11 protein-coding genes and 1 tRNA gene are annotated in these 15,222 nt (G+C 47.8%); 6 read left to right on the top strand and 6 right to left on the bottom strand.

Features of this window, described 5'->3' with window-relative positions; translation table 11 throughout:
* Positions 1-30: 30 nt before the first annotated feature.
* The 4 genes from Q4488_RS15585 to glnK (Q4488_RS15570) form a co-directional block, all read right to left on the bottom strand.
* Positions 31-1,236: an aspartate aminotransferase family protein gene (locus Q4488_RS15585; RefSeq protein WP_303581408.1), complete on the bottom strand. Its 1,206-nt coding sequence runs from the start codon at positions 1,234-1,236 to the stop codon at positions 31-33.
* 136 nt (positions 1,237-1,372) lie between these two features.
* Positions 1,373-1,711 carry a P-II family nitrogen regulator gene (glnK, locus tag Q4488_RS15580; protein ID WP_303581435.1) on the bottom strand — a complete coding sequence of 113 codons (339 nt, stop codon included), beginning with the start codon at positions 1,709-1,711 and terminating at the stop codon, positions 1,373-1,375.
* A 173-nt stretch (positions 1,712-1,884) separates the two neighbouring features.
* Positions 1,885-3,144 (bottom strand): ammonium transporter, encoded by a 1,260-nt coding sequence (locus Q4488_RS15575; protein ID WP_303581407.1) that lies wholly within the window; start codon positions 3,142-3,144, stop codon positions 1,885-1,887.
* Positions 3,145-3,197: 53 nt separating this feature from the next.
* Positions 3,198-3,536, bottom strand: coding sequence for a P-II family nitrogen regulator (gene glnK / locus Q4488_RS15570; protein WP_303581406.1), 339 nt, complete (start codon positions 3,534-3,536; stop codon positions 3,198-3,200).
* A 337-nt stretch (positions 3,537-3,873) separates the two neighbouring features.
* Between glnK (Q4488_RS15570) and Q4488_RS15565 the strand changes: the two genes are divergently transcribed.
* The 3 genes from Q4488_RS15565 (at position 3,874) to Q4488_RS15555 (ending at position 7,745) form a co-directional block, all read left to right on the top strand.
* On the top strand, positions 3,874-4,134 hold the full coding sequence (locus Q4488_RS15565; RefSeq protein WP_303581405.1) for an accessory factor UbiK family protein: 261 nt from the start codon (positions 3,874-3,876) through the stop codon (positions 4,132-4,134).
* Between the two features lie 56 nt (positions 4,135-4,190).
* Positions 4,191-6,107 (top strand): EAL domain-containing protein, encoded by a 1,917-nt coding sequence (locus tag Q4488_RS15560; RefSeq protein ID WP_303581404.1) that lies wholly within the window; start codon positions 4,191-4,193, stop codon positions 6,105-6,107.
* A 138-nt stretch (positions 6,108-6,245) separates the two neighbouring features.
* Complete coding sequence (locus tag Q4488_RS15555; RefSeq protein WP_303581403.1) at positions 6,246-7,745, top strand: YifB family Mg chelatase-like AAA ATPase; 1,500 nt, start codon at positions 6,246-6,248, stop codon at positions 7,743-7,745.
* 188 nt (positions 7,746-7,933) lie between these two features.
* On the opposite strand, the gene Q4488_RS15550 is transcribed toward Q4488_RS15555, so the two are convergent.
* On the bottom strand, positions 7,934-9,664 hold the full coding sequence (locus Q4488_RS15550; RefSeq protein WP_303581402.1) for a bifunctional diguanylate cyclase/phosphodiesterase: 1,731 nt from the start codon (positions 9,662-9,664) through the stop codon (positions 7,934-7,936).
* A gap of 260 nt (positions 9,665-9,924) precedes the next feature.
* On the opposite strand from Q4488_RS15550, the gene rep reads away from it, so the two are divergent.
* Complete coding sequence (gene rep / locus Q4488_RS15545; protein WP_303581401.1) at positions 9,925-11,940, top strand: DNA helicase Rep; 2,016 nt, start codon at positions 9,925-9,927, stop codon at positions 11,938-11,940.
* 63 nt (positions 11,941-12,003) lie between these two features.
* Here rep and Q4488_RS15540 read toward each other — a convergent pair whose 3' ends face one another.
* Positions 12,004-12,426: a cytochrome c5 family protein gene (locus tag Q4488_RS15540; RefSeq protein ID WP_303581400.1), complete on the bottom strand. Its 423-nt coding sequence runs from the start codon at positions 12,424-12,426 to the stop codon at positions 12,004-12,006.
* A gap of 417 nt (positions 12,427-12,843) precedes the next feature.
* Here Q4488_RS15540 and Q4488_RS15535 point away from each other — a divergent pair, with 417 nt between their 5' ends.
* Positions 12,844-14,955, top strand: coding sequence for a bifunctional diguanylate cyclase/phosphodiesterase (locus Q4488_RS15535; protein WP_303581399.1), 2,112 nt, complete (start codon positions 12,844-12,846; stop codon positions 14,953-14,955).
* 132 nt (positions 14,956-15,087) lie between these two features.
* A tRNA-Arg gene (locus tag Q4488_RS15530) sits at positions 15,088-15,164 on the top strand.
* The last annotated feature ends 58 nt before the right edge of the window (positions 15,165-15,222 follow it).

Below are 15,222 nucleotides of genomic sequence, written 5' to 3'. Positions count from 1 at the left end.
TACCTGATCAGTGCTGACAGCAAAGCAGGCTTATAGGCCTACTTTGATCGCCAGCATCGCTTGAGCTAATCGTTGTAGCCCTTTTTTAATATCGGGATAGGGAATGATCAGCGAGGGCGCAAGACGGACGATATCAGGACCTGCCGTGAGGATTAATACCCCTTGTTCCTCGGCTCGGGTTAATAACAGGCGCGCCTTACCTTTCCAGGCGGGTTTTAATTCGCAGCCAATCAATAGGCCTTCGCCGCGGATATCGCGAAACAAGCCGATCTTGTGATTTAACTGCTGTAGGCCGCTCACAAACATCTGCTGACGTTGCCGCACACCGGCTAATAGCGTCGCATCATTAATCAGTTCCAGTGCTTTTAACGCGACAGCACAGGCCAAAGGGTTACCGCCGTAGGTACTACCATGGCTACCGACGGCGAAACTGTTGCCGATACTACGGGTGGTTAACATGGCGCCAATGGGAAAGCCGCAACCGAGCGCTTTGGCGGTTGTGAGAATATCAGGCGTCACTTGATAACCCTGATAGGCAAACAGGTTACCGGTGCGCCCCATTCCGGTTTGAATTTCATCAAAAATGAGCAGTGCATTGTACTTGGAACACAGCGCTCGTAAGCCTTCGAGAAAAACCGGTTCAGCGGCAATGATGCCGCCTTCGCCTTGAATCGGTTCGACAATAACGGCACAGGTTCTATCCGAGATATGGTATTCAATGGCGGCCAAATTATTAAAGGGGAGATGCGTGATATCCCCTGGGAGTGGCTCAAATCCTTCTGTATATTTGGCCTGCCCACCTGTCGAGACGGTAAATAATGTCCGCCCATGAAAACTATTTTCAAAGGCAATGATTTCGGTTTTAGCGTTATTAAACTGCTTTTTGGCATGGATGCGGGCGAGCTTTAAGGCGGCTTCATTGGCTTCGGCACCTGAATTGGCAAACAGAACTTGTTCGGCAAAAGTGGCTTTACATAGTTGAGTCGCCAGTTCCAGAGCGGGTTCATTGGTCCAGACATTACTCAGATGCCAGAGTGTCTGACCTTGCGTTTGCAGTATGTTAACAAGTTCAGGGTGGCAATGGCCCAATGCATTCACCGCGATACCACCGGCAAAATCGATATACTCTTTACCCGCTTGATCCCAAACTTTTGAGCCTTCTCCCTTGACGGGGATCATCTGACTGGGGGCGTAATTGGGAACCATTACTTCATCAAACTGTTTACGAATGATCATCTTGTTCACCACCTATAGCCTAGAAAACCTTATTACTCAGTCTAGACTCTGGAACAGCATGCAGCGTACTTTTGTTTATTGAGGGCAAAAAAAAGGCACTCAATGAGTGCCTTTTAAAATGATCGTTTTGAGTGGTTTACAGTGCGTCAGTACCGGTTTCGCCGGTACGGATACGGATAGCCTGCTCAAGTGGGGTGACAAAAATCTTGCCATCGCCAATTTTACCTGTATTTGCCGTTGAGGCGATCGCTTCAATGACCTGATCAACGAGGTCGTCAGCAATGGCGGCTTCAATTTTTACTTTAGGGAGAAAATCGACAACGTATTCTGCGCCGCGGTACAGTTCGGTGTGGCCTTTTTGACGTCCAAAGCCTTTTACTTCGGTGACTGTGACGCCTTGTATGCCAATGTCTGACAGCGCTTCACGTACATCATCCAGTTTGAACGGTTTGATTACCGCACTTACCAGTTTCATCATTTATATCCTCGCTTGGATCTGTTGTTTTGACAGGGTATTCCTGCAAGCCTCAGACGATTGGAGATCATTCTTAAGCCTAGTATACCCAGAATCAATAAGTTAATAAAACGTCAGAAGGGGAGCCGAGGCTCCCCTTAATAGCGTATTGTTTTTATTTTTGTCGATCGGTTTTACTTACCAGAGGTAAATTCAGGATAAGCTTCCATACCGCATTCAGCGATATCGACACCTTCGTATTCTTCTTCTTCAGTCACGCGCAGACCCATAACGGCTTTGATGATAGACCATACGATCAGGCTGGTTACGAATACCCAGATAAAGATAGTCGCGGCGCCGATCAACTGACCACTGAAGCTGACATCGCTGTTAGTGATCGGTACGAGCAGCAGGCCCAGTAGGCCACAGACACCGTGTACCGAGATGGCACCCACAGGATCATCGATACGTAGCTTATCGAGTGTAATAATGGCGAACACGACCAGCACACCACCGATAGCACCAAACAGGGTTGCCTGAAGTGCGGTAGGTGTTGATGGCTCCGCCGTGATGGCAACGAGACCGGCCAGTGCGCCGTTTAGCAGCATGGTTAGATCGGCTTTACCAAATAATAGGCGCGCGGTAATCAGTGCGGCAATGGCACCACCGGCAGCGGCTGTATTGGTGTTCAGGAAGACCATGGCGACTGAGTGAGCATTAGCGATATCACCGAGCTTCAATACTGAACCACCGTTGAAACCGAACCAGCCCATCCACAGGATAAATGTCCCCAGTGTGGCTAATGGCAGGTTGGCACCGGGAATAGCGTTGACACCGTTAGCGGTATATTTACCTTTACGAGCGCCTAGCAGCAGTACCCCGGCAAGGGCGGCAGCAGCACCGGCCATGTGCACGATACCAGAACCGGCGAAGTCAGAGAAACCCAGGTCGCCGAGGTTGTACATACCGAAAACGTCATCGCCGTTCCACGTCCATGCGCCTTCCATTGGGTAGATGATGCCGGTCATCACAACGGCAAAAGCGAGGAAAGCCCACAGCTTCATGCGTTCTGCAACGGCACCGGAGACGATAGACATCGCGGTAGCAACGAATACTACTTGGAAGAAGAAGTCAGAAGCGCCAGAGTAGACAGAGCCACCGTCGAAGCCTGCTTCAGCTGAATCAGCTAGCACCTGTGCAACATCAACTTCTTCGATACCGCTGAGGAAGATGCCGCCGCCATACATGAGTTGATAGCCACAGATTAGATACATAATCGATGCAATAGCAAACAAGGCTACGTTTTTAGTCAGGATTTCAGTGGTGTTTTTTGCACGCACTAAACCTGCTTCGAGCATGGCGAAACCGGCCGCCATCCACATAACTAATGCGCCGCACACCAAGAAATAAAAGGTGTCCATCGCATACTGTAATTCAAAAATTTGGTTTTCCATCACTTCCCCCTGAAGCCTATGCCTGGAGTATTTTTTGCTTGTAAAAAGATTGTTTACAGAGCGCTATCGCCGGTTTCACCGGTACGAATCCGGATCACTTCTTCAACCGGCATGACGAAAATTTTGCCATCGCCTATTTTACCGGTCTGTGCGGTTTTGCTAATCGCTTCAACGACCTGATCAACGATGCTGTCCTCCACAGCAGCGTCGACCTTTACTTTGGGCAGGAAGTCGACCACATATTCTGCACCGCGGTAGAGTTCTGTATGACCTTTCTGACGGCCAAAGCCTTTCACTTCGGTGACAGTGATACCCTGTACGCCGATTTCTGAAAGCGCTTCACGCACGTCATCCAGTTTGAATGGTTTAATAATTGCTGAGATGAGTTTCATGGGATCTGATCTCCACTGAGTAAAACTGTTATAAAGAGCTACGCTGCTTATCAACGTAGAGCTAAACGCTTGAATCATACATAGCATTGCACATGCCATTAATACAAATATCCATATAAAACAGCTATTTATTTTATATTTGAATTATTTCTATCTTTTTATCTAAGGGATAAAGGTGATTCTTGATAAGGTGCTGGTGCACAATTATTGTGCAGGCACTATATTGGTGCAAAGAGTCGATATTGATGATTGAGCGTGAATCTCAATCGGTTAATTTCTCTTTTATTGTTATAGTGTTATGTACAGAGTCAGCCAATATTTTTGGGAAATATGCGATATGATTAATCATAAAATCCTCGACGGTATTAGTGAGCAGATTGAACAGTTATTTGAGCCTACGCGACAACGTTCTGCTGATTCAGAACGGCAATCACAGGTTTCCGCACTATTACAGGGCGCGTTTAAGCGGATGGATTTGGTGACACGGGAAGAGTTTGACGTTCAGTCAGCGGTGTTAGCCCGAAGTCGCGCTAAACTAGAGCAACTAGAGTCTGAAATTGAGCAATTAGAGTTGCAGCTCCGTCAATGTGATCGTTGAGCAGTGAGTCAGCCTAACAGCAGAGAATAATCCATCATTCTGACCAAGGAGTCGTTATGCATCGGCCTATGTATGCATGCATTCTGCCTGATCTTAGTTATCAGTTTGCTACTCAGGAGTATATTGACATGCTCGGTTGGCAGCGTGATCTAAGTGGCGTACCGTTAGCGCAAGTGCATGCAGAAGCGGCCTTGTTTGAGCTGCAACATGGAATGATGTTAGCGCGTTCGCAGGGGACGGCCACACTGTCTTGGCAGCCCTTTGTCGAAGCGACGGGGCTGTGGCTGCAACTGGAGATTTGTTGGAATCCGCGAGCCGGTTTGTTTATTGTCAATGCGATGCGAACGGCTCAAGCAGCGAGTAAATTATTGGCTCAATATCCCGAAGAGGGGTTGTTCGAGTATACCTCACAGGCGGTTATGCTGTTGGATGAGGATAACCGTATCTATCGGGTGAACGCGGGTTTTTCAGAGGTCAGCGGTTATACCTTCGAAGAGGTTGCCGGCCAAGGGCCCGGGATGGTCACGAATCGGAATATCAGCGCTGAAATATTCGATCATCTGTGGCAACAACTGATGCTAAAAGGCTTTTGGGAGGGCGAATTGTGGAATCGTCACAAGGATGGTCATAGCTATCCCGCCTGGTATAGCTTGATGGCTCACCGAGATGATAGCGGTGAGATTGATGGTTTTGTCGCGCAATTTTCTGATATTACTAGCGTGTATGCTGATCAAGGTCGTTTTCATCATACCAGCTATGATTCACTGACCGGCTTGGCAGATGAATATATGTTATTGGAGCAACTGAATCAGCAGCTCTTGCGCGATGGCTTAGGCCATCGAGGGCGAGGTCTTATCTTGTTGCAATTAAAGGTCGCTGAGGCTGACCGTGATGAGATAACCGCGGCCATTGCGGCGAAATTGAGCGCGCAAGTCCGCGAGGCCGACCTGTTAGCGATAGATCAGGAACATAATTTGGTCTTCGTATTGGATGATTGTGCCGATGAAATGGTGCTTGAGCAGTTTGCCGAGCGCATCGCCGCTGTGCTGCTCGAAAGAATTGACGTGTCACAGCAGCCCGCCTTGAACGATTATGCGATGGCTGGTGTGCTGGTGGAAGGAGGTAATATTAGTGCCGAGCTGATGCTGGATAGAGCGCGTTTAGTCTTGCGTACCCCCGATAGTCATAATGGTTTTCGTATGTATGATGCGGCCTTAGGTAGCGGTACGGTATTTAGCCGAGAAACCCTGAGTCAGGGGGTGTCTGAACACTGGCTACAGTTGCGATTCAATCCGATTTATTCGCTGCACGGGCATCATTTAGCGGCGGCGGAAGTGGCTTTGACGATGAATCATCCTATTCAGGGGATTCTCGCGCCCGAACAGTTTATCCCTCAGTTATCTCGTTATGGTTTGTTGGACGATTATCATCAGCAGCTTGAACAACAGTTACTGCCGTTGATCACTCATTGGAGTCGTTTCGATCAGTTTCATCATCTGTGTTTGCGGCTAAACGATGAAGAACTATTTTCGACGGAATTGATCGCTCACTTGATACGGCAGATGGTCAAAGCGGGTATTCCCCCGCAACGCTTGATGATTAGCCTGAATGCTGTGCAGTTACAGTTATTTCCTGAGGAGGTCGAAGAGTTTAAAGCGTTGGGGGCGTTGATTCTGCTTGATCCACAGCAAAGCTCATTGCGGCGCTTACCACCTCAGCTGTTTCCCGATATGTTGTTACTGAATGCTAAGCGGGTGGAGCAACAGATGCGTGATGATCGTTGCGCTCGAGAGATCGAAGCATTGATCACGGCGGCGCAGCAGGCTGATCTGGGGGTTATGGCTGAAGGGGTGCGCACCACAGGACAGATGACGCGGCTTACGCAGCAGGGCTGCTTGCGGATGAGCGGTAAATATGTCGGAGCAGATCTGACGTTGGCGCAGTTGATTACGCGGTTAGAACTGGAGAGTTGATACGGGTTATGGCTCATATTGGCTAGAAGAACTCATGCGACCTATCTCGCTGACGGGGTATGACGATAAGTGTCGATGAATCAGCTATGCTTAACGGGATGTCAATGAGTCACTATTAACGAGATCCAAGGATGGGTTATGGCGTTAGCAATCGTACACACTCGGGCACAACTGGGTATTCAGTCTCCACTGGTTGCGGTGGAGGTGCATCTATCGGGCGGTCTGCCTAGCTTTTCCATTGTGGGTATGCCAGAAACCGGGGTAAAAGAGAGTCGAGAACGTGTGCGTAGCTCGTTACTTAATTGTGGCTTTGAGTTTCCGGCTCGACGGATTACAGTGAATTTAGCCCCCGCCGATCTGCCTAAAGAGGGCGGGCGATACGATCTAGCGATTGCGGTGGGTATTCTCATCGCCAGTGGTCAATTGCCACCGGGTTGTGCCGATGCCTATGAGTTTTTAGCCGAATTAGCGTTATCGGGCGATTTGCGCTCGGTCGCAGGAGTGTTGCCGGTCGCTTTAAGTTGTCGTCATGCTGGGCGGAGTCTTTGGCTGGCGGTTGATAATGTTGAGGAAGCCAGCCTCGTTAGTGGATTACAGCTGTTGACGGCTCGCTCCTTATTGGATGTGAGTAATCATCTAGCCGGAGCTCGCTTAGTCTCGCCAACCATGGCGGCAGAGCGTCCCGTGGACAGGGTGATGGGTGATGATATGGCCGATGTTAGAGGGCAGTATCAGGCGAAAAGAGCGTTGGAAATTGCCGCAGGAGGAGGACACAATCTCCTGCTGTGTGGTCCTCCTGGCAGTGGCAAGAGTATGCTGGCCAGTCGCTTACCGGGGATTCTGCCGCCGTTGGTAGCGGATGAGCGCTTAGAAGTCGCTGCTATTTATTCCATTGCGGGGGTCAAAGAAGAACGCTTGTTTGCTGGCATTCGCCCATTTAGAACGCCGCATCATACGGCCTCGGCCGTGGCTTTAGTAGGCGGAGGAAGCAATCCTCGTCCCGGAGAGATCTCATTAGCCCATCAGGGCGTACTCTTTCTCGATGAATTACCCGAATATAGCCGTCAGGTATTGGAAGTGATGCGTGAGCCGCTGGAATCCGGGGTGATTAATATCTCTCGGGCGGCCTTGCAAGCCTCTTTCCCCGCGCGGTTTCAACTGATTGCGGCAATGAATCCCTGCCCCTGTGGATATCGTGGCGATCAAAGTGGTCGATGTCGCTGTACACCGGATCAGATACAGCGCTATCAAACGCGTATCTCGGGTCCTTTATTAGATCGGATTGATTTACAGAGCTGGGTGCCGGGGTTGACGCCTGAGCAATTGATGGGGCCAGTGGAAGCGAGTGAAACGAGCGTGCAGATAAGAGAGCGAGTGATTTCTGCCCGAGCGATTCAGCAGCAGCGACAGGGGTGTATTAATGATCAACTGAATGTTAAAGGCTTAGAGCAGTATTGCGTGCTTGGCTCAGAGCAAGAACAATTGTTAATGCAGGCGATGAGCCGGATGGGATTATCTGCGCGCGCGACACATCGGGTATTAAAGGTGTCGAGAACCATTGCTGATTTACAGGGAGAGACGGATATCAGTAGCGCAGCACTGCTTGAGGCGATTGGGCTGAGGCGTTCACCATTGTAGATTCTGTTGTTTATTAAAGGCATTGCTGTTGATCATGAAAGGCTTGGATGGATTTGAGGCCGGTGTTTCATTCGAAGACGTAAAAGAGGCTGCGGTTAAGCTGTGGATATCGTTATTGTGCTAGCGATTATTTAGTCGTAAGGGTGTTTAGTTAAGCGTTATGTGGCGTTCAATCGCTGTCGATAAACTTACTGCATGGCCGTACTTTCCGCGGTGAGTTGATAACCGTTTTTAAGTAGCGCTTTAAACTCTTCATAAGGGACGGGCTTGCTATACAGGTATCCCTGAGCTTGATGGCAACCATGGCAAGTTAAGAAGTTGAGCTGCCCCATGGTCTCAACGCCTTCAGCAATAATCTCTTTATTGAGACTGTGAGCTAAACGGATCAGGGCTTTAACGATCTCGCGGTCGTCGGCATTATGACTGGCACCCCCAACAAAAGAGCGATCGATCTTGAGGCTGCTGATCGGCAGCTTTTGCAGTAATGAAAAAGAGGAATAGCCGGTACCAAAATCATCCAGTGAAAAATTAATGCCTAATTTATGCAGGGCTTCGATTCCTTCTCTAACATGTCGTTCATTATTAAACAGAGCAGATTCTGTTAGTTCAAATTCGAGAATCGTCGTATCGATAGCATATTTATTAATGAGTCGTTGGATCGTCTGGGATAGATAGCTATCTTGGAACTGTCTGAAGGATAAGTTAATACTCATTTTTTTAATTCTCAGGCCGCTAGATATCAGCCGTTGAATATCTAGCCCAGCTTGTTGAATCACCCAATAGCCGATAGGGACTATCAGGCCGGTTCGCTCGGCCGTGGGTATAAAAGCATCGGGGTAGATGAGGCCCTTTTCAGGATGTCTCCAGCGCACTAAACCTTCAGCGCCGATAATGTTGCCGCTCATGATATCAATTCGAGGTTGATAAAAAAGCTCAAACTCGTTGCGTCGAATGGCGTTAATTAATTCGTGTTCGATGGGCGCTTGAGGCTGTTTGGAATGGCTATCCTGCTGTTCGAAAACAGCATAACTACAACAGCTTTGCTGTTTCGCCTGAATTCTGGCTTGCGTCGCTTGATTGATGAGAATATCGGTTTCGCAGCTATGTTTAGGGGATAACGCAACACCGATACTACAGGGCAGAATGACTTCGAGATCAAGATATTGATAGGGTTCCGTCAGGCTGTGCATGATTTGATTGCACAGCGCGGTAATCGATTGCGTGAGGTTTTCGTTGGCACAGATGGGCTGCAGCATAATAAACTCATCGTTACCCTGCCGAGAGATCAATCCGGATGAGAGCTTTGTCAGTCGCTTGCCCATTTTTTTTACGACGCTATCGCCGGCGGCATAACCGTGAAGATTATTAAAGCGGTTGAAGCCATCCAGATCGACACAAATGAGCGCAAACTGGCTTGACGTATCGGTGGTTTTGAGCGAACTCAGCTTTTCTCCGAACTCTTTATAAAACTGCTGACGGTGTATCATGCCGGTTAATGGATCAAGCTGATTGAGTCGTTCGATCTCGGTATGATATTGATAAACCTTCAAATTGTAGCGCAGGACTCTTTGAAGTGTGTCGTCGGTACACAGAGCGGTGGATATAAAATCATTGGCTTGCCAGAGCATAGACGTATTGATGCGTTCGGCATCTAGGTACTCATCAAAAAGAATAACGGGGATACGAGGGTATGTTTGGCGCAGATAGTGTAGTTCGGAGAGGGCATTCGTGTCGGTATGGCAGCTATGCAAGAAAATAAGTTGAACATTCGACTGTGTCAGTCGTTCTGATGCTTGATCAAAACTACACTGTATGACGCTGCATTGTTGTCGTTGCAACTGTTTGATGATACTTGAAGTATCAATACCACAGCTATCAATGATCAGGCATTCTGCTTTGCTGGAAGCCACAGATAACATATCAACCACACGAGAGAATGAATCATCCTGTTTATTCTCATTGTTTTCTACTGATAAGACAATTCATTCCATGCGATAATTGCCATCCTGTAAGCGTCTTAAGACTACCATGCCAATTTCTTTAGTTAAACGCTTGTTTGAAGCTTTGTTGTGTTTTAAAAAGCAGTTAATCATCTTGTTTTTACTGCTTTTTTTAAAAATTAACAACAAGCTATCGGCTACTTACAGTAAAACTTTAGCCGTCAGGGTCAGTATTTATAATGTCGAGACTTAATCCGAAGCAGCGTGAAGCTGTCGATTACATCAGCGGACCTTTATTAGTTCTCGCCGGAGCGGGTTCCGGCAAAACGAGCGTTATTACTCGTAAGATTGCCTATCTGATTGAAGCCTGCGGCATCAAAGCGCATAACATTGCCGCGGTTACGTTTACCAATAAAGCCTCTCGTGAAATGAAAGAGCGAGTCAATTCATTGGTTAAAGGCAAAGCCACACGAGGATTGACGGTCTCCACTTTTCATAACCTAGGGCTCAGTATCATCCGCAAAGAGCATAAAACACTGGGCTTTAAAGTGGGCTTTTCGTTATTTGATGATCAGGATAGTAAAGCGCTGCTAAAGAGTTTGCTGTTGCATCACGAAGAGGAAACCGATCAGGTTGATTTCATTCAGCATACGATTTCAAACTGGAAAAACGATATGCTGAGCCCCGATCAGGCGCTAAGCAGTGCAGAAGGTCCGGCTGAAGTGCTGGCTGCTAGGGCTTATGAGGCTTATCAAAAAAGCCTTAAAGCTTATAATGCCGTGGATTTTGATGATCTCATCCTGTTACCGGTGCAATTATTTATTCAGCATGGAGAGATCCTTGAGCGCTGGCAGAATAAAATTCGTTATCTATTAGTCGACGAATATCAGGACACCAATGTGACTCAGTATCTATTGGTGAAAATGTTAGTCGGCACGCGAGGCATGCTGACCGTGGTCGGTGATGATGATCAGTCTATTTATTCGTGGCGCGGAGCGCGACCGGAAAACCTAGTGCAATTACAAGATGATTTTCCATCGTTGAAGGTGGTCAAACTCGAGCAGAACTATCGTTCGACGGGCCGAATCCTGAAAGCGGCTAATACGGTTATCGCTAATAATCCGCACGTGTTTGATAAAACCTTGTGGAGTGATATGGGGTTTGGGGATCCGTTGCGGGTGGTGTTTACGCGTAATGAAGATGGCGAATGTGAACGGATTGCCACTGAAATACTCGATTTGCATCTGCGTAAACGCTATCAGTTTAAAGACTTCGCGATTCTTTATCGTGGTAACCATCAGGCTCGATTGCTAGAACTCAAACTACAGAGTTATCAAGTGCCCTATAAACTGAATGGCGGCACGTCTTTTTTTGGTCGAGCTGAGATCAAGGACATCATGTCCTACATGAAGGTGCTGGTGAACCCTGATGATGATAATGCTTTCCTACGTATTATTAATTTACCACGGCGAGAGATCGGGCATACAACCCTGCAGGGGCTGGGAGAGTATGCCTCTGAGCGACATATCAGTTTGTTTAATGCGTGTAGCGAATTAGGGCTGGAACAGCACTTAAAAACGGCACAGGTGGAGCGTTTAAGACGTTTTAAAAACTGGTTAGAAGGGGTTTATCAACGCTGCGAACGGGGCGATCCTATCGAGGCTGTGCGCAAAATGATAGAGGATATTGATTTTGCGGGCTGGATTGCACAGAACAGTTCTAGTGACACGGTTGCCGAACGACGGATGCAAAATGTGTGGATATTAGTCGATTCGTTGCGCAGTACCTTGGAGCGTTTGCAGGAAGATGATCCTGATGCCGGTATTCGTGAGGCGATTGCGCGACTGATTCTCATGGATATTATGGAGCGACAAGAGGAAGAAGATGACTCTGATCGGGTTCAGCTAATGACATTACATGCTTCCAAGGGGCTAGAGTTTAATCATGTTTATCTGATGGGGATGGAAGAGGAAATTTTGCCTCACCGTAACAGTATCGAGAATGGTGATATTGAAGAGGAAAGGCGGCTGGCCTATGTTGGCATTACGCGAGCGAAGCAGACGCTAACCATGACCTTAGCCCGAAAACGTAAGCAGTTTGGCGAGCTTATTGATTGTCAGCCGAGTCGCTTCTTGGATGAGTTACCTGAAGATGATCTCGTGTATGAAGGTCGTGGAGAGGTCTGTGAAGCGACGAATAAGGCGCGAGGCAATGCGACGCTGAGTGGCTTGCGCGGTTTGCTAGATGATCTTTGATGGCGTGTTACTAACAGACATAACAAAGGCCGCATTAGCGGCCTTTGTTATAGATGGGTTGGTTTATTTTGCGCTATCGAGCATATACTGCACGGCTGCTTGAATCTCTTCGTCAGAGCAGCTAGCACAAGTACCACGTGCTGGCATCGCATTGAGGCCGTTTAGTGCGCTTTGCATCAATGTTTCCATGCCTTTAGCGCCACGATCAGCCCAGTCGCTGGTACCGAATTTTGGTGCACCCAAGACGCCAGACGCGTGACAAGCAGTACAGCTAGCGTTGTAAACGTCTGATCCGGAACGCGCAGCAGCGGAAGCAGAAGGCGCAGGAGCGCTGGCGCATGCATCGCCTTCGACGCAGACAGAACCAACTTTTTGGATACGCTCTATAATGGCATCGTTATCGGTGTTGGCCATCGTTGAAGTGGCCAGAAATCCCAGTACTACAGCAAACAGGGTAGAAATAGCTTTGGCAGCAAATTTACTCACAGTCACGACCTCATCATCGCTAATTTTAAAAAACGGATAGCTGCAGGGACGTCCCTAATGGATCTGTTGCAGCGTCTATAAATACTTATCGGCGGGCATTATAGCGGTAATTATCCACAACGAAAATGGGTGTTGTTCGGTTCAAGGCTAAATAATTAGTCACATGTGGTTAAAAAAGATACCAAAGATGAGTAAGATGACTTATTAGCTCGTCAATATTGTGTTTATGTGTTTTATCATCGTGGTATTTATTGTACTTCGGTGCAAACTTTAGCAGGACTGTAAATCAGTCAGTTGTCGCCTAGCTTACAATGCCGTAAAAGGATTTATTATGGTAATGGGTTTCGTTTTTTCGATAGGGCATACTGTTTCGATTATTCATGTCAGTCGCCATCGTAGGCTGGTTGGAGCATTCTGATGGCTCAGCAACCGACTGTTTCTGTTACCCGCAGACTGCATCGTTTATTTGTTTCTTCTGTTGCCGTTGTGTTACTGATTACCGGCTTAGTTGTGATGGTGTTTGAGTTGTATAGTAGCCGTCATCATCTGATTAATAGAGCGCACTTTTTTTCCGAGCTTACCTCTCCTCATTTAGCCAGCGTGCTGATGATCGATACATCGCCGGAGTTAGCGACTTCACTTCTCGATAGTTACTTTTCCGAGCCGGACTTGCTCGGGGTCTATATTTATCGTACCGATGGTTCTGAGTTGATTCATGTGGTTAAAGATGGGTTGACTCAAACGTTGCCGCAGCCTTCTTTTAAATTGCGAGCACAGCTCAAGGAAGCCTATCAGATCAGTACGGAACTGTTTGAATATAGTGTGCCGGTTCGTTATAAGGGCCAACTGGTGGGGCAGTTATATCTGCAGTATGAGATGGCAGAGATTAACCGGCAGATGTCGCTCTATTTGCTATTTGGTTTATTGATTTATGCGCTGTCTTTGCTGGCAATTTATCTGTTATCTAAACGGATACAGCGACGCATTTCTGAGCCGGTTGATCAAATTTTGGAGGCGATGAAGCAGGTAGCCGTTGAGAATAACTATGCCTTAACAATTCCTCAAAGCGATAAGACAGGTGAATTAAGTGAGCTGGTTAGGGGCTTCAATCGTATGTTGGAGCAAGTCAGGATTAATGCGCTGGAGTTACGAGCGCATCAAGAATCCATGGAGCAACATGTCTATTTTGATCCGCTGACCGGTCTAGCGAATCGTCGTTTATTGATACAGCGCATGGAGCAGGAGGTGCTGCGCGCCAAACGCTCAGGGCAGATGGGGGGCTTGGTTTATCTGGATCTCGATCACTTTAAAACAATCAATGATTCACTGGGGCATAATGTCGGCGATGCGGTGTTAAATAGTGTCTCTAAGCGGATACGGCAATCTGTGCGTGAGGCGGATACACCGGCCCGATTGGGTGGGGATGAATTTGTCGTGTTATTGCCGGAGCTGGGTAAGAGTGAATCGACGGCAACGCATAATGCTCTGAGTATTGCGGAGAAAGTACGTCAGGCTATTTCATCTTCCCATCAGGTTGATGGGCGTGCTTTGCATGTAACGCCGAGTATCGGTATCGCCCTGTTTAATGGCGATAATCATGAGCTTGAGAATCTGTTGATGCAAGCCGATCTGGCCATGTATCGCGCGAAGGAAGAGGGTCGCAATCAGGTACAGTTTTTTCTCGAACAGATGCAGGAGCATGCAGATCATCGACAGCAGGTGGAAGAAAATCTAAGGCAAGCGATTAAGGAGGATAAGCTATTTGTTTGCTATCAGCCATTAGTAAAAAATGATGGGCGGATAGTGGGTGCTGAGGCGCTGGTGCGTTGGGTGGATGGAAAGAATGGATTACTCAACCCCACCACGTTTATCCCTATTGCCGAGATGACCGATCTGATCTGTCATTTGGGGCGCTGGGTTTTGACGGATGTCTGCCAACAGATGGCGGCTTGGGAAAAGGCCGGTAAAAAGCTAGTTGTATCGGTCAATATCAGTCCTAGAGAGTTTCAGCAGAACGATTTTGTCGAGCAGGTGCAGGACATTGTTTTGAATACAGGAGTGAGGGCTGAATATCTGGTATTTGAACTGACTGAAGGTATCTTGCTGCATAATATTGACGGGGTGAGAACGAAGATGCAGCGGCTGTCTCGGTTAGGCATTCGTTTTTCGCTTGATGACTTTGGTACGGGCTATTCTTCACTGCAATACTTGAAACAATTGCCCCTGGATACGTTAAAGATCGATCAGTCTTTTGTGCAAGATATCACCACGGATAGCAGTGATGCCGCCATCGTTTCGACGATTATCGCGATGGCTCAAACACTGGGCATTAATGTCGTCGCCGAAGGTGTAGAGCGACGTGAAGAACTGGAGTATCTTGAGCGCTGGGGCTGTCAGTTGTTTCAAGGGTTTTATTTTAGTCAGGCGGTCAGGGCGAAACGGATGGGTGCACTGATTCCCGATGCGGGTGAAAATGAGCAGAGAGAGGTCTCAATAACCTCGTTTGAGAAGCATCAGTTTACTGATTAAGTAAGCCTAGCGCGAAGCGGTCAGCGTCTCTAAGCGATTGTCGTAGAGAATGGCGCAAAATTTTGTTTTAGCGATAGACAGTACTTCGTCAGATCGGTAATATACACGCCCTCGTCATTAGTGATGAGTTGCGCGCCTGTAGCTCAGCTGGATAGAGTAGCAGGTTCCGATCCTGTTGGTCGGGGGTTCGAATCCCTCCAGGCGCGCCAGAATTTATTAAGTACGCTAGATTATTCGTTTAGCACTGGTTCTTAATAAGGCATTGTC

This window comes from Amphritea sp. 1_MG-2023, assembly GCF_030547545.1.
Taxonomy (GTDB): Bacteria; Pseudomonadota; Gammaproteobacteria; order Pseudomonadales; family Balneatricaceae; genus Amphritea.
The sequence above is the reverse complement of the archived record's forward strand: the minus strand, read 5'-3'. Positions and strand labels throughout refer to the sequence as shown.

Bases quoted from the DNA above. Each gene is read 5' to 3' on its own strand.
- Q4488_RS15560 (WP_303581404.1), top strand. From the start codon at position 4,191: ATGCATCGGCCTATGTATGCATGCATTCTGCCTGATCTTAGTTATCAG.
- glnK (WP_303581435.1), bottom strand. From the start codon at position 1,711: ATGAAACTGGTAAGTGCGGTAATCAAACCGTTCAAACTGGATGATGTA.
- glnK (WP_303581406.1), bottom strand. From the start codon at position 3,536: ATGAAACTCATCTCAGCAATTATTAAACCATTCAAACTGGATGACGTG.
- Q4488_RS15585 (WP_303581408.1), bottom strand. From the start codon at position 1,236: ATGATCATTCGTAAACAGTTTGATGAAGTAATGGTTCCCAATTACGCC.
- Q4488_RS15535 (WP_303581399.1), top strand. From the start codon at position 12,844: ATGGCTCAGCAACCGACTGTTTCTGTTACCCGCAGACTGCATCGTTTA.
- rep (WP_303581401.1), top strand. From the start codon at position 9,925: ATGTCGAGACTTAATCCGAAGCAGCGTGAAGCTGTCGATTACATCAGC.
- Q4488_RS15565 (WP_303581405.1), top strand. From the start codon at position 3,874: ATGATTAATCATAAAATCCTCGACGGTATTAGTGAGCAGATTGAACAG.
- Q4488_RS15550 (WP_303581402.1), bottom strand. From the start codon at position 9,664: ATGTTATCTGTGGCTTCCAGCAAAGCAGAATGCCTGATCATTGATAGC.
- Q4488_RS15575 (WP_303581407.1), bottom strand. From the start codon at position 3,144: ATGGAAAACCAAATTTTTGAATTACAGTATGCGATGGACACCTTTTAT.
- Q4488_RS15555 (WP_303581403.1), top strand. From the start codon at position 6,246: ATGGCGTTAGCAATCGTACACACTCGGGCACAACTGGGTATTCAGTCT.